Source organism: Luteitalea pratensis, from assembly GCF_001618865.1.
GTDB lineage: Bacteria > Acidobacteriota > Vicinamibacteria > Vicinamibacterales > Vicinamibacteraceae > Luteitalea > Luteitalea pratensis.
Genome location: NZ_CP015136.1, coordinates 2,977,520 through 2,997,555 on the forward strand (window position 1 = coordinate 2,977,520; position 20,036 = coordinate 2,997,555).

The following is a 20,036-nucleotide window of genomic DNA, read 5'->3' on the forward strand; positions in this document are numbered from 1 at the left end:
AACGCGCCACCTGCCTATCCCGCATGGTGCCTGGCGATCTCGTCCGGCGTGAACCGCAGGAAGCGAGCGGCGTTGTTGTAGAGGATGTCGCGTTTCTGCGTCGGGGTCAGGAACGTGGCTGATTCAATCGCCTCGATGCCGTACTCGATCACGCCCGGCCAGTTCATCTGGTCCGAGCCGAACATCACCCGGCTGCCAAACCCGGAGTCGACGATCCGTTCGAGGTAGCGGTGAAACTCCTTGCGCGATAGGGCGAAGCAAATCGCGCCGACTTCGACATTGACCTGCGGGTGCGTCCAGAGCACGGCCAGAAGATCGTCGAGCATCGGCCAGCCCGCGTGCATGATGTAGACGCGCAGCTTGGGGTGGCGGACGAGGGCCTCCTCAAGCTCGAGCGGGCTATGCAACCGTGCGCGATAGTTGCCAAGACCCTGAAAGTAGGGCGCGCCCGGCGGCCCGATACCGACATGAATACCAAGCGGCACGTCGGCCGCTTCGGCCAAGGCGAGATACGGCTCGAAGCGCGGGTCGCTCGGCGAGACGCCCTGATACTGGATGCCGACCTCTCCAAACACCGCATAGCGCTTGGCGGCAAACCCGTCGCGCAACGTGGCGATGGACGGTGCCGTGGGTCCGAAATTGAACATCGCGCCCGGAATAATTCGTTCGTTCCCCGCTGCCCGCCACCGCTCGAGCACCGGTCCGCTCGTTACCGCGATGATGTTGCGGCGTTCGAGAATCTCGAACGTCGACTTCATCAACGCGTCATCGGTCTCGGCCCCTTTGAGTGGATTCGCGCACGGCGGGGTCTTCATCAAGGCGTTGAAGGCCGCTTCCCACGACAGCCGCGGGTCGTGCGCGGTTTTGTCAAAGCCAGGACAGACATATGTGGGCGGCGGGCCGTTATCATCCGCGCGATTGGCGTGCAGGTGCATGTCGATGATCGGCAGCGGCCGGCTCTGTTGCGCGAGCGACGCACTGCTCGTGACGCCGACCACCGCACTGCCCGCCACGGCAACGAGACCCACGACAATCAGTCGCGACATGAAGTGCTCCCTGGAGCGAAGGGTACCTGATCTCGCGCTCATCAACGGGCGGGACCCCGAACCTCTCACTCTAGGCTCAGCTGGTCAGTAGCGTCGCGTCGCCGAAGCTCTGGTTCGCGGTCAGGCGCTCGCCGCGGGCGAACGCCGCGAGGTAGGCTGCGATCCGCGACCGCGCCTCATCGAGATCGCCGTTGTCCAGGTTCAGGTTGAGGAGGTCGATGTACCACGGCAGCTTGGCCGTGTTGGTCACGTAGACCTCGACGATCTCGCGGGCGATCGGCAGCGTCGTCGTCTTGGACGGCTCGTGCACGTCGCGTCCGTTCGCGGCCAGCAGTTTCGCGTATTCCTCCCGCAGCAGCCGGTCGAATAGCGATCGGGTGAGCGGATCGCCCATGCGGACGCCGGTTTCGGGATCGTCCTCGGTGAACGCCCCGGCCTTGTGCAGCCATTCCCAGACGATGCTCAGGCGAATCTCTCCGGTCGCCATGTCCTCCATCAGGTAGAGGACGTCGTCGTTGCCGAACGAATCGGCCGGCTTCAGGGCGGCGGCCTGCATGCCCTGCCCGAAGGCATTGCCGTACTGGACCGCCACGCTGATCAGATCGCGAGCGCCACGCACCGTCCGCGCCGCGGGCTCGAGGGCGAAGAGGCCGTCGGCGTCGTCCGGCGTGTAGCCGAGCGGCGGGAACGCGCGACCGAGCTGGTTCGCCGCATCAGCCTTCTCCCATACCGGCCGGATGATGTGGACCATCTTCCAGTGCGCGACCCACTTGCCGCTGGCCCCTTCGCGCTGCTCGCGCTCGGCGCCAGCGACGGCACGCTTCATGGCGTTGGCGACGCCGGCCGCCGTGCCGACAGGGATGTTCGGCTCCATGCCGCCCTGCCACAACGCGAAGCGCCCATTGGCGTCCGGCGTGTTGACCGCACGCCGCACGCGATCCTCGTAGCGGCGCATGTAGCCGTAGGTCATCGTGACGTCGGCGATATTCGGGTTCACGAACGCGGGATCCCATGCCATCGCATCAGCGACGCTGTTGATGTAGTCCCAGCGGCCAGTGTTGAAGCCCACGAAGTGCGGCGCGAGTGCGGCGCGGATCTCCATCAGCTGGAACGTGGCCTCGACCTGCTCGACCAGCACGTAGACCTTGATCGTGCCGTGTGGGATCGCGAGATGCGCCTCGATCCCGGTCAGGATGGCGTTCCAGAACGCCGCTTCCTCGGCCGTCTGGATCTTTGGGAGATAGAGGACGACGGAGGCGCCGGCGTCCCGCAAGGCCTTGTGGTTGTTCACCACGTAGAGCACGCTGTCGACGATCGATGCCGAGAAGCCTGCGCCCCCATCGTGGCGCACGTGGCGGTCGTCGAGGTGCAAGCCGCGGGCACGGAAGATCCGCGTGGTGAAGTCCAGCTGCCGCTGCCAGTCCTCGACGAGCGACCGGCCGAAGAACTGCTGCGCCCATGCGTTCATCTCGCTGGCGACCTGTTCGGCGACCTGCAGGAAGAGCGGGGCGCGGGCGATCGCAAGCTTCAGGTTCCGCTGGTTGTCGAGCGACATCGTCGACACCTGGCCGAGCGCGTCCTCGCCGTCGAACATCCAGCCATCCGCGCCCGACAGGAGTGCGTAGGCGACGTTGCGGATGCTCTTCTCCACCGGGGCGAGCGGCTTTGCTGCCGGCCCCGTACCCTGAATCCACTGTCGCTGCAAGTCGGGTGGGATGTCGCTGCCAGCGAACCTGCCGGCGCGGGCATCCGCGACCGTGAGGTCGGTGCCCGCGAGCCTGTCGTCGGCCGGAAGGAACTCGATGCGCTGCTTGCGCTCCTGCCGGCGGCGCCGCCGCTCGAGTCGTCCGCGCATCAGCTCGACGCGCCGCGCGTCGAGCGATCGCAGTGCGAGCAGCGCCGCGACCGCCTCGGGCGTGAGCACGTCGCTGTAGGTGAGGTCGACACCCTCGCGAATCTCCAGTCCTCGCCCTTGCGTCACGAGTTCTCCCTCACGGTTGATGCAAACGGCATCATTGGCGGGTGTACGAACGCGCCCTCGGCCGGCGGGGCGACGCTGAGCGGCTCAGTCGACCAACGGAGTGTCGCCGGACTGGGGAAGCTTACGCCGGAGTGTCACATGGATGCGGCGACGGTCGCGATCGTTTCTGCGTCGCGAAGCTTGACGTGCGGCAGCTCGGCCATTCGCAGGGCGGACAGCTGTGACGGATGCCGTTAACCGGTGTGGTGTTGGATCTTCGGACTGGATTCCTCCCGCGACAGTGTGGGAGCATGACTCTCCACACATCACCATCCGTCGTCGCGCCATCCTGTCCATTCCATAACCGGCGGTTGGCAACAAAATGGGTAATCACACAGTTTCCTGGGCCACTCAGACGCGAGGTGCTGCGCGCAGCGCGACAAGAGGTCACTATGAAGCGAGAACTCGGCCGCGAATACCCGGAGCTTGACGATCCCAAGGTTTTCGAGCGCATGGTCGCCCTGACTATCGAACAGATGGAACCCGTGCGCGGCCACCTTCGCCGCGGCCAGCACGCCAAGGCGACTGGGTGTGTCACCGCGGAGTTCCGCATCGTAGACGACGTGCCCCAGGAATTGAGGCATGGAATATTCAGTCGGCCGGGCCGGACGTTCAGGGCCCTGGTGCGATTCTCGAACTCCCAGGCCACGTTTGAGAAGGACGGCGTCGGCACCGCGCGCGGGCTGGCGATCAAGCTCCTGGATGTCGCCGGTACCCGCGCCGTGCCGGGCGACGGCGATACGACTCAGGATTTCCTGATGATCGATCATCCAGTCTTTCCGTTTCCCGATCCGAAGACCTACACCGAGACGATCGGGCGCAAGAACATCCCACTGGTTGGCAATCTGGTTGCCGCCGCACACCTCATCCTGCTGGAGCGCGAGCAGCTGCAGATCGTCAACGAGATCAAGGGCAAGCACGTGGCCAGCCCGCTGGAAATCAAGTACTGGAGTGGCACACCGTTCCGGCTCGGGCCGGCGACCGGAGACCCCGCCCACGCCGTCAAGTATTCGGTGGTGTCACACCAGGCCGATCGCACGATTCCATCGGATCACCCGGAGAATCTGCCCGACGACTACTTCACGCGCGCGTTGACCGCCAGCCTGGCGACAGCGGACGCGGTGTTCGACTTCAAGGTGCAGGTGCAAAACGACGCGGACGCGATGCCGGTTGAAGATGTATCGGTCGAGTGGAGCGAGGAGGATTCGAAACCGGTCACCCTGGCCACGCTGCGCATTCCGACGCAGAAAGTGGAGGCGGATGGCGAGCTGGCGACGCAGTGTGAAGCGCTGTCCTTCAATCCGTGGCACGCCATCGTCGAGCATCGGCCAATCGGCGGGATGAACCGGCTACGCAAGGCGGTCTATCAGGCGAGCGTCGACAAGCGCTCCTCACATTGACGCCGGAGTCCTCCACGCGACCATGCACGAACGCCCCGAAGCGGCGACGCCCGCGGGGGCTGGCCGGAAACCGACACCAGAGCTTCCACGACCCTCCGCCGGAAGTCTGCTCCACGCCGCACTGTGTTGGCATCCGAGCCAGCCTATTGAGGTTCAGGCGCGATCCCACACCGTGTTCTGCGAGAAGGCTCGCAACTGCGAGTCGAATCCCTTCGTCGTCGCGGTCATCGTCTGTCCGTCGTCGGCGACGGCATAGGTACCTTCACCTGCGAGCGAGCCGTCCTCTCGCTTCGCTTCGGCGCGGATCGTGTTTTCGTTCGGGCGCGTCGTGACCGACGCCAGCCCCGGAAAGCCGTCGACGGGGTAGGCGACGCCGTCCGGGCGCAAGCGCTGCGCTTTCTCCTCGCAACGCTTTCCCTTCGCGTCGACGCCCGCAGCGAGCAGCACGTATGTGCCGTCCGCCTCCTGCTCCCACGTCATGGTGGCCTCCGAGGGCGTGTGGTTGGGGTCGAATGCGGACCGTCTCGGGTTGAGGGCCCACGTCCCCACGAATGGATCGCTCATGGCAACCTCCTTGCGAACAGGTATATGCGGGGCCGTGGGCCGAAGTCCTGAAGGATCGCCTAAGATTCGGCGAAGCCGTGGCTGGTAGGCCTGAGGTGTACGAGTTCGGCCCGTATGCGCTCGATGTGCACGAGCGGAGGCTATGGAACGCCGGGCACGTGGTGGCGCTCAGGCCAAAGGCGCACGATGTGCTTGTGGCGCTCGTCCGCCGTGCTGGCACGCTGGTGACCAAGCGCGAGCTGCTCGACCTGGTCTGGCGCGATGTCTCCGTGGAGGAAGGCATCCTCGCCGTGTACGTCTCCTCGCTTCGTAAGAGCCTCGGCGATTGCGGGGAGACCGGCGCCTACATCGAGACAGTGCCGCGGGCGGGTTATCGGTTTTCCGGGGCTGTCAGGCTGAGGACGGTCCCCGCCGAACCGCTGTCAATGAGGTGGCCGATCGGGGTGCTGCCTGCTCGGCCAGAGGTGTCCGAACTGATCGGACGTGGCCGTGCCTGCCTGATGACCGCCTCGCGCTCGGACATCCCGCGCGCCGTGGAGGCATTCCGGTCCGCGATCGCGCTCGATCCCGATTACGCAGCCGCCCACGCGGGGTTGGCCGTCGCTCATTGCGCGGAGGCTGAGCTGCGCCTGGCGGCACCGCAGGTCGCGTACCCGTCGGCTCGCGCCGCGGCCCTTCGCGCGCTCGCCATGGAAGCGTCCAACGCCGACGCGCAGGTCGCGTTGGGCACCGTCCTGTTCCTCAGCGACTGGAACTGGAACGGCGCGCGGCGGAGCCTCGAACGCGCGCTCGAGCTCAATGCGGATCACACGGAAGGCTGGTTGCTGTACGGACGGTTGCTCGAAGCGCTCGGATACCTTGCCGAGGGGCTCGCGGCGAAGCAGCGCGCTCTCGAGCGCGATCCGTCGTCTGCGACCGTGCACCTCCAGATCGCGCTCTCGTACTGGAACCAGCGACGCTACGACGACATGATCGCCTGGGCGACCCGTTCGCTTGATCTCGATCCGCAACACTTGCTGGCGCGCGAGTACCTGGCGAGCGCCTATTGGAAGAAGGGCGATCTCGACCGGCACATGGCGGAGTCGCTCACGCACGCACGAGCCGCGGGGGCGCCGCTGGACCTGCTCGAAGACCTGCGGCGCACGTACGACACTCGGGGCCGCGCTGGCATCGTCGAGTTCGCGCTGCGCGCCAATGCGAACGGCCCACCCATGCAGCTCGCGCTGCTCCATGGCGAAGCCGGCAACCTGGATGAGGCGTTTGCGCATCTCGACGCCGCGATCGCGAGCCGCGATCCGGCGCTCGTGCACGTCGCTGTCGCACCGCAATGGGATTGCCTGCGCGGCGATGCGCGTTTTCACGAGCGCCTCGAGGATGTGGGCCTCGATGCCGCCGCTGATCGTTGTCAGCGCTACCTGCAGCAACATGGCCATGGCCCGTGAGCATCCGCCGCGGCGCGTGTAAGGAGTACGCGTTTGAGAGGGTTCAACAGTATCGCCCGCCTTCTCGTGCGCTGGATCGTGGGAAGGACGGGACCGAGCGAAGGCCGTTACTGGTTCCCATCGCCGGGCGCCAGCAAGGTCGTCGCGCGGACGATATCGGGCCAGGGCTCGGCCTCCGGCAACGACGCCAGGACGGCCGCCACGAGGACGCTGCACAGCGACTGCATCGCAGGAACGGTGTCATGGGTGTGTGACGTGCAGTAGCATTCGGCCACCGACATTCGCGACGAGGCGAACGATGCCGACGGGCGCACGCTTGACAGAGAGGCGCGCGGAGTTGGCCGACGGTGAGAAGGGTACGATCGCCCCGGGCAAGCTTGCCGATCCCGCGATGCTGTCGCAGAACATCTTGGACATCCCCTCCGAGGCTCTGCCGAAGACCGTGAGCGTGCTGACGGTGGTCGATGGCCGAGTTATTCACGATGCACTGACGCGCGAGTCCGCGTGTAAGGGCGGGGCGCCGTGTTGACGGTGCTCCATTTTCGGTGCAGTGTCGAAGTGCCGACCCGCATCATCGAGGACCTATGAGCCGCCTGCGACTCGCCACCACCCTGTTGTCGTTCCTCGCCGGGGCAAGCCACGCGACGGCGGCGCCCCAGCCCTGCGAGAGTCTCTCGAACCTTCGACTGCCAGACACCACGATCACCATGGCGGTGAGTACCTCGGGCACGTTCACGCCGCCGGACGGCACGCCCCTCGAGCGCCTGCCCGCGTTTTGCAGAGTCGTCGGCGTGATCCGGCCGACGAGCGATTCCCAGATCGAGTTCGAAGTGTGGATGCCCGCCGCGGGTTGGAACGGAAAGTTCCAGGGCATCGGCAACGGTGGCTTCGCCGGTGCCATCTCGTATGTATCGCTCGCGCAGGCCATGGGCCGCGGCTACGCTGCCGCATCGACCGATACCGGCCACAAGGGCGGTGCCACCGATGCGAGTTGGGCGCTCGGCCACCCGGAGAAGGTGATCGACTTCGGGCACCGGGCGATCCACGAGATGACGGTGAAAGGGAAGGCCGTGGTTGCCGCCTTCTACGGGGAATCGCCTCGTCGGTCCTACTTCGCGTCGTGCTCGAATGGGGGGCGGCAGGCGCTGATGGAAGCGCAGCGTTACCCGGAAGACTACGACGGGATCGTGGCGGGTGCGCCCGCCGCCGCGTGGACGCGCTTCATGTTCTCCTTCGTGTGGAACTCGCAGGCCATGGTCCGACCGTCAGCGCACATCCCGCCGGCGACGCTCGCCGTGCTGGAGCAGGCGATTGTGGCGGCGTGCGACCGGAGCGACGGTGTCCCGGACGGCGTCCTCGTGGCCCCGGACGCGTGCCGCTTCGATCCGCGTACGCTCCTCTGCACGGACGCGGAGTCGGCGGAATGTCTCGGCGCCGAGCAGGCTGCGGCGCTGACGGCGATTTACGACGGGCCGCGCACGTCCGGTGGAACGGCGCTCGCACGCGGCTTCCCACCAGGCGCGGAAACGGGGCCGGGCGGCTGGGCGGAATGGCTCACGGGTCCCGCACCTGGCGAGAGCGTCCAGGCGGCATTCGCCCAGGGAGCGCTCGCGCACATGGTCTTCCAACGACCCGACTACGATCTGCGAACGTTCGATTTCGATCGCGACCCGGCCGCCGTGGAAGACAAGATCGGTCCCATGCTGAATGCTACGGACCCGGACCTCTCCGCCTTTCACAAGCGGGGCGGCAAGCTGATCCTGTTCCATGGGTGGAACGACCCGGCCCTCTCGGCGCACGAGACCGTCGACTACTACGAGGCCGTGCGGGCTCGCATGGGGACTGCGGTCGACGCGCTTGTGCGCCTGTACCTGATTCCGGGATTGCAGCACTGCACCGGCGGTCCGGGCGCGACGTACTGCGGTGGGATCAACGTGCCGGTCAGGGACGCCGAGTATGATCTGTCCGCAGCCCTCGAGCGGTGGGTCGAGGAGGGCCTCGCGCCCGGCGAGTTCGTCGCCACCGCGGCGCCAGACCGGTCCAATCTCGCGGAACCCGCGCCAGCCACGCCCCGTCGCCGCATCTGCCCATACCCGCAGGTGGCGTCGTTGCGCGGCACCGGCAGTCCCGACGATCCAGGCGCCTGGACGTGCGAGGCGCACTGACCCTGTAGGCGCTGGTCAGGGCGACGCATGCAGTTGTTGACCGTAGCTTGCGACCGCTCCGATCGGTGGACTCCCTTATTGGGGCCGAGTTGACGCCTTGCATGAAGTACCCTTCAACGCCAGCGTCATGGCGGAACCCTCTCGGGGCGAGAACCCCACGGCCCTCCTGCTTGCCTGGCAGGCCGGCGATGACGCGGCGCTTTCACGGCTGGTGCCCCCGGGTCTATCAGGAACTCCGACGAGTGGCGAGCGTGCGGTTGCGTTCGGAAGCGCCGGGACATCTGCTTCAGACCACCGCCCTCGTGCACGAGGCCTACCTCCGGCTGGTCGAAGTTGATCGGATGAATGTCCGCAACCGGGCCCATCTCCTCGCATTGGCAGCACGTCTGATGCGCCAGGTGCTTGTCGATCACGCGAGGCGGCGCAGGGCGCTCAAGCGCGGCGGGGACCCGCCATTGGTCAGTCTCGACCACGTGGCGGTGATCGCCGACAAACCGCCCGGTGTCGACATCCTGGCCCTGGACGAGACGCTGAACGATCTCGCTACCCTGGATGCTCGCTTGGCGCGCATCGTGGAGCTGAAGTTCTTCGCCGGCCTCAGCATCGGCGAGACCGCCCACGCGCTGGGCGTGTCGACGGCGACGGTCGAGCGCGACTGGACCGTCGCGCGAGCATGGCTCCGTCGGCGGTTGTCGGAGACCCTGTCCTAGCCAGGCCCGGACATTCCCGGCCTGGCGTCGACGATCCGCATCCCTCGTACCGTTGCCACCTGCCCGGCAACCCCGTGATGGAGTCCTGTCGCGATTTTGCGCTTACACCAGCACCGGGAGGAATGGAGGCATGAGCTATGAAGCCGACTACGTCGTAGTGGGGGCAGGTGCAGCTGGGTCGGTCGTGGCGGCACGGCTGGCCGAAGACGGCACGCGATCGGTGCTGCTCGTCGAGGCGGGGCCGGACAGCACCGCCGACCCGACGATAGCCGCCGCAGCGAAGTTTCCTTTCCTGTACGACATGCCGGACCCGGTCGGCCCGTCTCCCTCGCCTACGCACTGGGGGTTCAGCTCCGACCAGAACGGGAAAGAGTACTGCTATCCGCGCGGAACGGGGCTCGGTGGCTCCACCAATCACCATGCCTGCGTGGACGGTCGCGGCACGCCGCTCATCTACGACGCGTGGGCGAGACTCACCGGCGACGATCGCTGGAGTTATCAGCGGTTGCTCCCGTTCTTCATGGCGATGGAGAACTTCGACGTGCCGTACGTCGATGAGCGCGTCCACGGCAGGTCAGGTTGGCTGCACATCAAGCGGGCGAAGCTCGAACGAGGGTTTCATCCCGATTTCCTGCATGTCGCGATGCAGGAGCACGGGATGCCGTTCAGGCACGACTTCTACAACGACCCGAACAGCGTGGCCGGCATCGGCTGGTCCGACATGCAGGTCCATCACGATGGCCACCCGCTGTGAGCATGATCCGTCGTCGAGACGTCGGACCAGTGCAGGTCGACGTGCGACAGCAAGATGCCGACGGCTCCTGTCACGGGATCGCCTCGCACCATCTCGCCGGGGCTCCCGGCGGCGACACGCGAGTGTTCTTTGGCAGCTACCACGTCCATCTGACGAAGCGGGATGGAACGTGGCGTATCGATGGTTTCCGGTACGCGTTGAACTATATCCAGGGCAACGTCAACCTCGGCCAGCGCGCATAGCGAGCCCAGGTCAGTTGATCGGGCCGCGAGCGCTTCTGGTTGCTGCCGCGCACCACGCTCCATTTTGGAGATTCGAATATGGGACTGAGTTACCCAATGATGGCCGGCCTCATCGCGATCACGGCGACGGTCGGGTCCGACCAGCGGATGGAAGCGGACGCGCGTGCGACGCTCGAGACCTTCCACGTGAAGGGAAACGCGAAAGACCTCGATGGACTCATGGAATACATCCATGACGACTGCATCGTGTCGTCTGCGAATCAGGACCTGATCAGGGGCAGGGAGGCGTTCCGAAACATGTACGCCAGGATGCTGAGTGCATACACGAACATCAACCTCTCCGTGGATATCGTCGAGACACGGACCGTCGGCGAGGAGGTCGAGATCATGTGGTACACGGTTGGACGGCGGACCAATGCGACCACAGGCGTCGTGGAGAACCTGCGCAGCGCCAACATGGCGCTGTTCAAGTACGACCAAGCTGGAAAGATGCGGTTCTACCGTGTGTCGAACCACCCGGCCGAGCCAGCCACGCCGTAAATGGGCCCGGGTCAACGTCCGATCGTGTGCGGCCGATTCGAGGGAGCATCTCGGCGTGCCGCTATAATCGCGCCACAGTCATGTCAGTGCAGAAGGGCGCGCAACTCGGCCCCTATCGCGTCGACGACCGCATCGGTGCGGGCGGGATGGGGGAGGTGTACGCCGCGACCGACACGCGGCTGAAGCGTCGCGTCGCCATCAAGATCCTCCCGCCGTCCCTGGAGAAGGACGCGCAGCGCCGCGCCAGGTTACAGCGCGAAGCCGAGCTCATTTCGTCGCTGCACCATCCGCACGTCTGCCGGCTGTACGACGTGGGCCAGACCGACGATGGCGGCCAGTACCTGGTCCTCGAACTGCTGGAAGGCGAGGCGCTGCAGTCACGCCTGCGGAGAGGTCCTCTACCTCTGGCCCAAGTCCTCCGCATCGGCAGTCAGATGGCCGACGCCCTTGCCGCCGCACATCGTCATGGCATCGTGCATCGCGACCTGAAGCCAGGCAACGTGATGCTGACCACGGACGGCGCGAAGCTCCTCGACTTCGGGCTCGCCAAGCCCGTCGTGGTGTCACCGGCCTCGGCCGAGACCATCGTCACCCTCGCCGCAGCTGTGACCTTGCGGGCGCGCGACGAAGGAGGCCCGAGGCTCGCCTGCCAGGTGCTCGTCCACCCGGCCGTGCAGTACGGCTGGGACACGCCGTCGGCTCTTGCCAACGCCGAGGGATACTTCCTTCAACGCGCCAGCGTGGAGTACTTCTGGAACCACTACGTCAACGATCCCGGCGACGGCGCGAACCCGTACTGCTCGCCGCTCGCCGCCCGGGATCACTCGAACTTGCCGCCGGCCTTCATCGCCTGCGCGCAATACGATCCGATCTGTGACGATGGGAAGAACTACGCCGAAGCACTGCGGGCGGCTGGGGTGCCGGTGACGTTTCGAGTCTACGAAGGCATGATTCACGGATTCATGTTGATGTCCGGCGTCTTCGACCAGTCGAGGACGTTGGTCGACGACATCGGTCGTGAGGTCAGGTCAGCCCTGGGTTGAAGCGATCAGGCCTTTGCGAGAATCGGCACAACCCGCGGGATGATTGGCGACATAGGGGACGACGAACAACTGGAAGTGGCCTTGAGACTGCGTCGCGAGCCGTCACGGGGCTTCTACGTTGAAGGGCTGGACGCCTATGGACCGCCATGGACGCCTCCAGTTCCCCCGTGACGAGACCTTGTTTAGACGGGAAACGGAACCCTGCAACCATCTGGATTCGGCCCAAGTGCGCGGGTGTGAAGTGATGACCCGAAGGAGGCGACTTGATCCTCACACGCAGGAGGCTCCTCACGCTCGCCGGCGGCATACCAGCCAGCCAAGTGCTATCGGCGTCCGCCCCCACGGCGAGCGCTCGTCAGACCGTTAGTCCCGTGCTGCAAGAGGATCCGTCGACCCTGCGGCGTATCGCTCGTGTCATCCAGGAGTATGACGAGCAAGGTGATCACCGCACCGGAACCGACACCGATTACCGCTCGGCCCAGTGGCTCGCGAAGCACACCGCACAAGCCGGTCATCGCGCCGCGCTCGAACCATTCCGCCTTATGCGAGTGGACCCGGGACCATCCTATGTCCAAGCCGACGAGCGACGCGTGTACGGCCTGCCGATGTTCGACGGCGCCTTTACGAGCGAGCGAGGTGTCGTGGGCCGCCTCGGCGCTGCCGGTGGTGCGACGGAGATTGGGCTGTTCGTGGCGAACCTCATGGCCATCGTGGCCGAAGCGGAGCCGATCGATGAACTCCGCCGGTCCAACAGGCACAAAGCGCTGATTGTCGTAACCAGGGCAGCACGGCCCGGGCTCTGCCCCATCAACGCGCGGTATTTTTCCCAACCCTTCGGGCCCCCCGTGTTGCAGGTCGGCAGCGAAGAAGAGGAGTGGTTGACCCAAGCCGCCAGCCGCCAACAGGAGATCACACTGGTCGTGCAGGCGACCCGCACCGCGGCAGAAGCGTCGAACGTCGTGGCGCAAGTCAAAGGAACCGATGCGGACCTGCCGCCGCTCGTCGTGTTGACCCCGCGCAGCAGTTGGTGGAACAGCGCAGCAGAGCGCGGAGGCGGGCTCGCTTGCTGGCTCGAAGCGATGCGAGCCGTCAAAGCGGGCGGACAGACCAGGAGCGTACTCTTTCTGGCGACCAGTGGACACGAGTTGGGCCACCTCGGTTTGGAACAGTTGCTCGCCAGCAGAGCAAGTATCGGCAAGCAGGCGTTCGCATGGATGCTGTTCGGCGCGAACATCGGTGCGGCGCACGGCGCGCAACGGATGACGCGGCTGCAGGCTTCGGATGATGAACTCGAGCGGCTAGCCGAGGAGGCGATGACGCGTGCGGGTACCAAGGTCGACGGGAAGCTCCCGCGAGGCGCAGGGCCCAACGGCGAGGTGCGCAACATTCACGAACGCGGTGGACGCTATCTTTCCCTGGGTGGAACGAACCCCTATTTCCATAACCCTGGCGACCGCTGGCCGTTGACAGTGGACATCAAGGCTGTCGAGCAATACTCAAGGGCATTCGCCGATCTCACGAGGGTGCTCGCGGAGCGGAAGCAGCCATCGGCAGGGGCTTTTTGACGCCGGACCGCTGCGTGTACCAACGCCGCGGCGTAAGATGGATGCACGCCTTGCTACCTGGGCGGAGCTCGTCCGCTCCGAAACCTCAATGCTCCAACCGGCGCCGCCTCAGCTGTTCGGGCGAGATAGCGAGCTTGCGCTACTGATCCGCGCGCTGGCCGACAGCGAGCGCGGCCGGGCGCGTGTCGTCTGGATTGGCGGGGAGCCGGGTATCGGAAAGACGCGGCTTGCGGAAGAGCTCGCGGCTGCGGCGACGCAACGCACAACAGTCGCGTGGGCACGTTGCGTTGACGCCGAGGCGGCGCCGCCGTATTGGCCATGGGCCGAAGGTATCCGGGCCTTGCTGCGGACAGTCACCCGGGAGGAACTCCAACTCCCGGTCTCCTGCCTCAAGCGTCTCAGCGCGCTGGTGCCGGACCTTGTGCATCATCCAGCGATGACAGCTCGGCCAGTTGGACGCGTGACCGCGTCCGACCGCTATCGACTGTTCGATGCCGTGCGCACGTTGCTGCAGCGCGCCTCCTCACGTGCATCGCTCGTCCTCGTTTTCGACGACCTGCATCAGGCCGACGCGAGTTCCTTGTTACTGCTGGAATTCATCGCTCGCGAGCTTTCCGATAGTCGGCTTCTCATCGTGGCGACGTATCGTGCCGACGAGATGTCCACGCGCTTGAGGGAGACGATGGGGGAGCTTGCGCGTGTCGGTCTGCAGAAGGTGGTCCTGACGGGACTCGGGCTGAAGGAGACCGGTCAGTTGCTGACATACCTTTCCGGTACCAGCTGTTCTGACGACCTTGTCCGCCAGGTCCACACCCGGACCAGCGGCAATCCATTCTTCGTGACCGAGGTTGCGCACCTTCAATCCTCGGATCGCGACGCGATACCGGACAACGTTCGCGCCGTCCTGCACCGACGCGTGAGCCGCTTGTCTGAGGCCACCATTCAGTTGCTCACGGTGTGTTCCGTCCTGGGCCGTGAGTTCGACTTCCGCATGGCCGCAGCGGTCGTCGCGCCTGACGGCGACCGCGATCTACTGGACGCGCTTGACGAAGCCTTGGAGCGTCTGATCGTCGAGCCCATGCCGGCAGCTGGAGAGAGTTGGTATCGGTTCAGGCATGAGCTGGTCAGAGCTGCCGTGTACGAGAGCGTCTCGCCGAGCCGCCGTGCGCATTGGCACGCCGCTGTTGTGGCGCTGATGGAGCAGCGACTCGGTGCACGTGTCGAGGAGCATGCTGCCGATCTGGCCTATCACGCCGCACGCGCAGAAGCGCTTGTCGGCTCGTCTCGCGTCGTCAAGTACTCGCGGCTGGCGGGTGAGCGGATGCTGGCGACGCATGCCTTCGACGGGGCGTTACGGCATTTCGAGCGCGCCTGGCGCGCCCGGAATTCCGTGCCGTGCGACGACGAGGCGGCCGGAATCCTGGCCGGACTCGGGCTGGCGCAGGCCGCGACAACCGTCCGGTGGAAACGGCAGGAGGCGTGGGCAAACGTACGGCGGGCGATCGAGTACTACCTCGAGGCAGGCGAGATCCAGAAAGCAGTCGCGGCCGTGACGCACCCGTCGCTCGCCGCAGAGGGCGTGGCGGGCGTCACCGACGTCATCCGCCGGCTCCTGCCGTTCGTGAGCGAGGGCTCGCGCGAAGCCGCGTTGCTGCTCGCCCGCGGGGCGGCGGCCGCGTACTTCGAGACCGGGAGCGACAAACCGACGCAGCAATGGTTCACGCGCGCGCTCGGGATCGCTTCGTCGTCCGAGGATGCGCGGCTCGAACTGCGGGTGCTCGCCCAGTCCCTTTCGGTGGACCACTTCGCCTTCGCTGGCATGACGCGCTCGTGAAGAGCCGTCGCGTGCTGGAGCTCGCAGCGCGGGTGGACGAGCTCCACTGGCAAGCGTACGCCAGCTACCGCGCTGCATACGCCCTGACCCACACAGGACGAATCGAGGAGGCAACCGGCCAGGCGCAGGAGAACCTCGCGGCGGCCGAGCGTCTTCGCGACCGGGGACTGCTGGCTGATGCCCTGTATGTCAAGGCACTGCTCGCTCAACTGCGCGGACAGTGGGACGAGGCGCGAGCACAGAGCGATCGGGGACTGGCCCTGGCGGCCGGCCATCTGCCGCTTCTCCATGTCCGCGCCGTTCTCGAGTACGAAACGGACAACGACGTCGCCGGTGGGCAGTATGTGCAGCGCCTCATCGACGCCGATCGGGACGCAAGACCCTATCCGATCGCGGGCATCTTCACTGCTGTGGCGTTGTCGCACATCGCCTATATCACCAATGGAATGAACGACACGGAGGCGGCGATCCGCGCCGCTCGTGCGGTCATCGCCAAGCCGTCAGCGGTCAAGAATGCTGTCGTCGGCGCACGGATGGGGCACGCGCTGCTGGCCGTGCTCGACGCGGATGTTGACGAGTGCGAAACGGACCTCGAGGCGTTAGCGCCGTTCGAATCCGTGATGCCAACGCAGTGGAGTCTGGCGACGGGCCGTGTGCTCGGGCTTCTCGCTCATGCTGTCGGCCAGAAACGCCGCGCGTGGAGCCACTTCGAGCAGGCGCTGGCGTTCTGCCGTGCGAGCGGGTTCAAGCCCGAGCTCGGCTGGACCTGTCACGATTATGCCGCCGCGCTCCTCGACAGTGACGCCCGGGACGACAGGCTGAAGGCGGCGGCACTGCTGGATGAAGGCGAGCAGATAGCCACAGCACTTGATCTCGTCCAGCTGCGCAAGCGTATTTCTGCATTTCGCGAACGTTATCGACTGCGACTGGCGCGCAATCCCGCCGGTCTGACCACGCGTGAGTTCGAGGTCCTGCAGTTGCTGGCCAGCGGCAAGGCCAACAAGGACATTGCGGAGGCGTTGTTCATAAGCACCCACACGGTCGCCGTGCACGTTGCGCGTGTGCTCGAGAAGACGCGCTCGTCGAACCGTACCGCGGCGGTTGCGTACGCCACTCGTCACCACCTGCTCGAATCGACTCGCTCGGCAACCGTTGACGATCGACGACCGAAAAATAGCTAATTCTGCTGATGCGCGAATGAGCTCGGCGCCCTACGATCGCGGTAGTGGTGAAGTATCCATGATACGCGCGCGAACGCTGTCGGGCGATCACGTTGCTCTCGAATCCGCGGTGATCGATGCGTTCGCCAGTCGCCTGGCCGGACGTGTGCTTGTCGAGGCCGACGCCTAGTACGAACAGGCAAAGGCGCTCGGCCTCGCCCGACCGCCATCCGGGCATTTCCCCGGCCAGAATCCGCGGTGTTCACCGGCTGGGCCTCGCCCGGGGTGTGGCGAGCGTGTGTTGGCAGCTTCGTTGACTGTGAGCGCCCCCAAAAATAGTCAATTCTGCTGATACCCGGCGTGCGACCGACTTCCTACCATTCCTGCCCAGGACAGCTGGATCTCGCGCGATGTGGGGCCGCGCCTTGGCGAACTGCCCGACCAATCGCGCGCTTGCCATCATGCGGTCGCAACGAAGCCAACACGCAAGCCCGTCAATGCTGCTCGCCTGCGTGACTGACGCAATCGACAGGAGAAGTGGAGGACCGAACCATGAAGATCCAACCAACCAGGCGGTCGATCAGGAGTGGTGCCCCTCTCGGGCTATTGAAGTCATTGATTGCTGTCGTCGCATCGGTGTGGTACGTGGCTGCGGCAGGTGAGCGGGTCTTCGCTGCCGGCGGCAGCGATGCCGTCACACTCTGGAACGAAAATGCCGGTGTGGCTGCCACCGAGGCGTGCCTTGCCCCCCTCGCCAACCCACTCCACGAATCGCGGATTTACGCCATGATGCACATCGCCATCCACGATGCGCTCAACGCCATAGACCGTCGCTCTCGCCCGTACGCGTTCGACGTGCATGCCGAAGCGGGCGCTTCGCCTGATGCGGCTGTTGCTGCGGCGGCGCGAGGGGTGCTCGTCCCGCTCATCGCTCAACTGCCTCTCGAGCTCCACACGCAGGCGTGCATCGATGCAGGCGTCGCAAGCGTTGAAGCCGCCTATACAACGGCGCTCGCCGCAATTCCCGCTGGCGAGGCCAAGGCGCAGGGTATTGTGGTCGGACGGTCTGCGGCTGCCGCCATACTCGACGTGAGGGCGCAGGACGGCGCGGTTGGGCCATTTCTCAACTTCGCGTGCCCGCAGGATACCGATCCCGGCGAGTATCAGTGCACGCCAGGTACTCCGTTCATCGTTTTCGAGGGGTGGGCTGACGTCACCCCCTTCGTCCTGCACCACAGCTCACAGTTCCGCCCGGCACCGCCGTATGCGGTGGACAGGCAGAAGTACACGGCTGATTTCACCGAAGTGAAATCTCTGGGGGGCGATGCCGTCAACACTCCCAGCGCACGCACGGCCGACGAAACCGAAATCGCCCTCTTCTGGTGGGAAAGTTCGCCGCTGAAGTGGAACCGGATTGCGAGAACCGTGTCCGCCGACCGGGGACTCACACTCTGGGAGAACGCCCGGCTGTTCGGGCTGCTCAACATGACGCTTGCGGACGGCTACGTCGCCATGGTCGATTCCAAGAACCACTACAACTACTGGCGACCGGTCACCGCTATTCAGGCCGGGGACACGGATGGCAACCCAGATACCGTCGGCGACCCGACATGGACGCCGTTGCGCGGCACTCCTCCGAATCAGGACTACGCCTCGGGCCACGCGATTGAAGGTGGGGCGGGTGCTGAAGTCTTGAAGCAGTTCTTCGGCACCGACGCGATCAGCTTCCGGGACTGCAGCGCGACGCTACCTGCGGGTAGCACGTGCAGCGATGCGACGCCGGTATTCCGCTCATATGCCAGCTTCTCTCAGGCGGCGGTCGAGAACGCCTATTCGCGCATCCTCATCGGCTTTCACTTCCGAAAATCGGTCGAAGAAGGGAGCGAATACGGACGGCAGATCGGCAAGCGCGCCGCCAACCTCTACCTGCGTCCTGTGCACTGACTGAATTGCGCGAGAGTCGTCAATTCGCCTGACGGTAGCGCTCCGGCAGCACCGTCCGGGACGCGCGGAAGAGGCGAGCGACGATGATCGAGATGCCTGGCGAGTCCCACTGGGCCGTTGTCGGGCCCACGCTCAGTGGTCGTCGCGATTGCGGCGCCGCCCTGCGAGTCCGTTCCCACTTGTGTGTGTCGCTCAGTTGGGGCTGACCGATCGCAGCGACGTCGCCGCACCGACCAATTCACTGCCCAGGCGCCTTTGGGCATTGCCGCGAGAGTCGTTCATTGCAGGGTGTAGTTGAGCGCCCACACGAGCAACAGCACGACAGGGACGTGCACGGCGAACTGCAGGGCGCAGTACCCGAGGATATCGCGCGCCTTGATGCCGAGAATGCCCGGCAGCGGCAACATCCAGAACGGATGGATCAAATTCGCGAGGACGTACGGCGCTTCCACCAGCCATCTAGCTCCCGCCGATGGAATGAACACCCCTAGCGCGGCGGAGTAGATGCCAACGAGCACAAGAAACGTGTGCTCGTTCGACACTGCGACGAAGCCGTGCGCCAGCCTGGATGCGAGCCCTGACTCCGTCATGATGCCAACCGCACCGGCATACAACGGGTACTGCACGAGCACACCACCGACTGACGGCACCGCATCACTCACTGCACGCACAAACGACCTTGGCCGCCAGTGGAGGAGCAGGCCCACCATCAGGAACAAGAATATGTAGCGGTTCAACTGCAGCAGGACAGGTGCGCCGTTCGCGTGCACCTCTCGCCAGGTAGAGTAGCCGAGCGAGCCAACGGCGATCGTCAACAGCGGGCTGTGCTCGAGCCATTCACCGGGATGCTCGACCGATGGACTCGACCCGCGCACGGGCGCGGGTATCACACCCATGCGGCTCATGGTCACGGCATGCTCAGGACGCGGCGCCGAGTAGACGGCGATGACCGTTGACAGTACGATCAGAACGACCGCCATCAAGGCGCTCTGCCACAGCAACAAGGTGTGATTCAGCGGGATCGCACCGCTGATCGCCAGAAGTGACGGCGGCAGTGACGTGGGCGTGGCCATGATGAGCGCAGCTGAGGACGACAGACCCAGTGCCCACACGCTACCCACACCAAGATAGGCGGCGGCACCCAGTGCGCGATAGTCGGCCGTGCTGACGCGCTGGGCGACCTCCCGGGCGAGCAGGCCCGAGCAGACCAAGCTGAAGCTCCACGACACCAGGGAGGAGAGCATCGAGAAGACCGCCACCCAGGCGATCGCGCTCTTTTGCGTCCGCGGCCACGACGCCATGGCCTGAATGGCCCGATGAATCGGCGGTGACGTTGCCGCGACGTATCCCGTCACGAGGATCATCGCCATCTGCATCGTGAACGGCACGAGATCCCAGAACCCCGCGCCAAACCAATCGGCGGCCTGCGTCGGGGACGCGCCGATCGTCAGGCTGGCGAGGAACACGATCACGACGACGAGGAGCGCGAGCGCGAAGGCGTCGGGGAACCAACGCTCGAACCAGGCCGAGAGTCGCAAGCCAACACGCGCGAGCCTGTTCTCACGCGTCTGCGTCATGCGCGCCGTCCGCCGACCAGCACGAAGACC

Annotated in this window: 17 protein-coding genes; 13 read left to right on the top strand and 4 right to left on the bottom strand. The window is 65.5% G+C overall.

From position 1 onward, the window contains the following. Positions 1 to 14: 14 nt before the first annotated feature. A complete protein-coding gene (locus tag LuPra_RS12235; RefSeq protein WP_110171003.1) occupies positions 15 to 1,046 on the bottom strand; it encodes an amidohydrolase family protein in 1,032 nt (343 codons plus the stop codon). Between the two features lie 76 nt (positions 1,047 to 1,122). Next, positions 1,123 to 3,027 (bottom strand): malate synthase, encoded by a 1,905-nt coding sequence (locus LuPra_RS12240; RefSeq protein WP_110171004.1) that lies wholly within the window; start codon positions 3,025 to 3,027, stop codon positions 1,123 to 1,125. A gap of 431 nt (positions 3,028 to 3,458) precedes the next feature. Here LuPra_RS12240 and LuPra_RS12245 point away from each other — a divergent pair, with 431 nt between their 5' ends. Beyond that, a complete protein-coding gene (locus tag LuPra_RS12245; RefSeq protein WP_157899068.1) occupies positions 3,459 to 4,466 on the top strand; it encodes a catalase family protein in 1,008 nt (335 codons plus the stop codon). A 153-nt stretch (positions 4,467 to 4,619) separates the two neighbouring features. Here LuPra_RS12245 and LuPra_RS12250 read toward each other — a convergent pair whose 3' ends face one another. Beyond that, positions 4,620 to 5,030, bottom strand: a complete 411-nt coding sequence (locus LuPra_RS12250) for a hypothetical protein (protein ID WP_157899069.1) — start codon at positions 5,028 to 5,030, stop codon at positions 4,620 to 4,622. Between LuPra_RS12250 and LuPra_RS12255 the strand changes: the two genes are divergently transcribed. The 12 genes from LuPra_RS12255 to LuPra_RS12315 all read left to right on the top strand — a co-directional run bounded on the left by LuPra_RS12255 (position 5,018) and on the right by LuPra_RS12315 (position 18,429). Then, entirely contained in the window at positions 5,018 to 6,472 is a 1,455-nt protein-coding gene (locus tag LuPra_RS12255) for a winged helix-turn-helix domain-containing protein (protein ID WP_110171007.1), read from the top strand. The two genes, LuPra_RS12250 and LuPra_RS12255, sit on opposite strands and share 13 nt — an antisense overlap. A gap of 298 nt (positions 6,473 to 6,770) precedes the next feature. Continuing rightward, positions 6,771 to 7,001 carry an amidohydrolase family protein gene (locus LuPra_RS12265; RefSeq protein WP_110171009.1) on the top strand — a complete coding sequence of 77 codons (231 nt, stop codon included), beginning with the start codon at positions 6,771 to 6,773 and terminating at the stop codon, positions 6,999 to 7,001. A gap of 55 nt (positions 7,002 to 7,056) precedes the next feature. Then, positions 7,057 to 8,637, top strand: coding sequence for a tannase/feruloyl esterase family alpha/beta hydrolase (locus LuPra_RS12270; protein WP_110171010.1), 1,581 nt, complete (start codon positions 7,057 to 7,059; stop codon positions 8,635 to 8,637). Between the two features lie 242 nt (positions 8,638 to 8,879). After that, a complete protein-coding gene (locus LuPra_RS12275) occupies positions 8,880 to 9,347 on the top strand; it encodes an ECF-type sigma factor (protein WP_234800855.1) in 468 nt (155 codons plus the stop codon). A gap of 130 nt (positions 9,348 to 9,477) precedes the next feature. Further along, complete coding sequence (locus LuPra_RS12280; RefSeq protein ID WP_110171011.1) at positions 9,478 to 10,101, top strand: GMC family oxidoreductase N-terminal domain-containing protein; 624 nt, start codon at positions 9,478 to 9,480, stop codon at positions 10,099 to 10,101. A gap of 2 nt (positions 10,102 to 10,103) precedes the next feature. Beyond that, positions 10,104 to 10,343 (top strand): nuclear transport factor 2 family protein, encoded by a 240-nt coding sequence (locus LuPra_RS12285; protein WP_110171012.1) that lies wholly within the window; start codon positions 10,104 to 10,106, stop codon positions 10,341 to 10,343. A 96-nt stretch (positions 10,344 to 10,439) separates the two neighbouring features. After that, complete coding sequence (locus tag LuPra_RS12290; RefSeq protein ID WP_157899070.1) at positions 10,440 to 10,883, top strand: YybH family protein; 444 nt, start codon at positions 10,440 to 10,442, stop codon at positions 10,881 to 10,883. A gap of 80 nt (positions 10,884 to 10,963) precedes the next feature. Then, on the top strand, positions 10,964 to 11,926 hold the full coding sequence (locus tag LuPra_RS33165) for an alpha/beta hydrolase fold domain-containing protein (RefSeq protein ID WP_110171014.1): 963 nt from the start codon (positions 10,964 to 10,966) through the stop codon (positions 11,924 to 11,926). 371 nt (positions 11,927 to 12,297) lie between these two features. Next, the gene (locus tag LuPra_RS12300; RefSeq protein ID WP_110171015.1) at positions 12,298 to 13,491 is read left to right on the top strand and encodes a zinc-binding metallopeptidase family protein; all 1,194 of its coding nucleotides are present in this window, start codon (positions 12,298 to 12,300) and stop codon (positions 13,489 to 13,491) included. A gap of 88 nt (positions 13,492 to 13,579) precedes the next feature. Then, complete coding sequence (locus LuPra_RS12305; protein ID WP_157899071.1) at positions 13,580 to 15,325, top strand: ATP-binding protein; 1,746 nt, start codon at positions 13,580 to 13,582, stop codon at positions 15,323 to 15,325. After that, positions 15,322 to 16,506 (top strand): helix-turn-helix transcriptional regulator, encoded by a 1,185-nt coding sequence (locus LuPra_RS12310; protein WP_157899072.1) that lies wholly within the window; start codon positions 15,322 to 15,324, stop codon positions 16,504 to 16,506. Before LuPra_RS12305 ends, LuPra_RS12310 begins: the two co-directional genes overlap by 4 nt. A 531-nt stretch (positions 16,507 to 17,037) precedes the next feature. Then, positions 17,038 to 18,429, top strand: coding sequence for a vanadium-dependent haloperoxidase (locus LuPra_RS12315; RefSeq protein ID WP_157899073.1), 1,392 nt, complete (start codon positions 17,038 to 17,040; stop codon positions 18,427 to 18,429). Positions 18,430 to 18,707: 278 nt separating this feature from the next. Here LuPra_RS12315 and LuPra_RS12320 read toward each other — a convergent pair whose 3' ends face one another. Then, positions 18,708 to 20,006, bottom strand: a complete 1,299-nt coding sequence (locus tag LuPra_RS12320; protein WP_110171019.1) for a short-chain fatty acid transporter — start codon at positions 20,004 to 20,006, stop codon at positions 18,708 to 18,710. Positions 20,007 to 20,036 lie beyond the last annotated feature (30 nt).

Bases quoted from the DNA above. Each gene is read 5' to 3' on its own strand.
- LuPra_RS12235 (WP_110171003.1), bottom strand. From the start codon at position 1,046: ATGTCGCGACTGATTGTCGTGGGTCTCGTTGCCGTGGCGGGCAGTGCG.
- LuPra_RS12245 (WP_157899068.1), top strand. From the start codon at position 3,459: ATGAAGCGAGAACTCGGCCGCGAATACCCGGAGCTTGACGATCCCAAG.
- LuPra_RS12255 (WP_110171007.1), top strand. From the start codon at position 5,018: ATGGATCGCTCATGGCAACCTCCTTGCGAACAGGTATATGCGGGGCCG.
- LuPra_RS12250 (WP_157899069.1), bottom strand. From the start codon at position 5,030: ATGAGCGATCCATTCGTGGGGACGTGGGCCCTCAACCCGAGACGGTCC.
- LuPra_RS12265 (WP_110171009.1), top strand. From the start codon at position 6,771: ATGCCGACGGGCGCACGCTTGACAGAGAGGCGCGCGGAGTTGGCCGAC.
- LuPra_RS12270 (WP_110171010.1), top strand. From the start codon at position 7,057: ATGAGCCGCCTGCGACTCGCCACCACCCTGTTGTCGTTCCTCGCCGGG.
- LuPra_RS12280 (WP_110171011.1), top strand. From the start codon at position 9,478: ATGAGCTATGAAGCCGACTACGTCGTAGTGGGGGCAGGTGCAGCTGGG.
- LuPra_RS12285 (WP_110171012.1), top strand. From the start codon at position 10,104: ATGATCCGTCGTCGAGACGTCGGACCAGTGCAGGTCGACGTGCGACAG.
- LuPra_RS12290 (WP_157899070.1), top strand. From the start codon at position 10,440: ATGATGGCCGGCCTCATCGCGATCACGGCGACGGTCGGGTCCGACCAG.
- LuPra_RS33165 (WP_110171014.1), top strand. From the start codon at position 10,964: ATGTCAGTGCAGAAGGGCGCGCAACTCGGCCCCTATCGCGTCGACGAC.
- LuPra_RS12305 (WP_157899071.1), top strand. From the start codon at position 13,580: ATGCTCCAACCGGCGCCGCCTCAGCTGTTCGGGCGAGATAGCGAGCTT.
- LuPra_RS12315 (WP_157899073.1), top strand. From the start codon at position 17,038: ATGAAGATCCAACCAACCAGGCGGTCGATCAGGAGTGGTGCCCCTCTC.
- LuPra_RS12320 (WP_110171019.1), bottom strand. From the start codon at position 20,006: ATGACGCAGACGCGTGAGAACAGGCTCGCGCGTGTTGGCTTGCGACTC.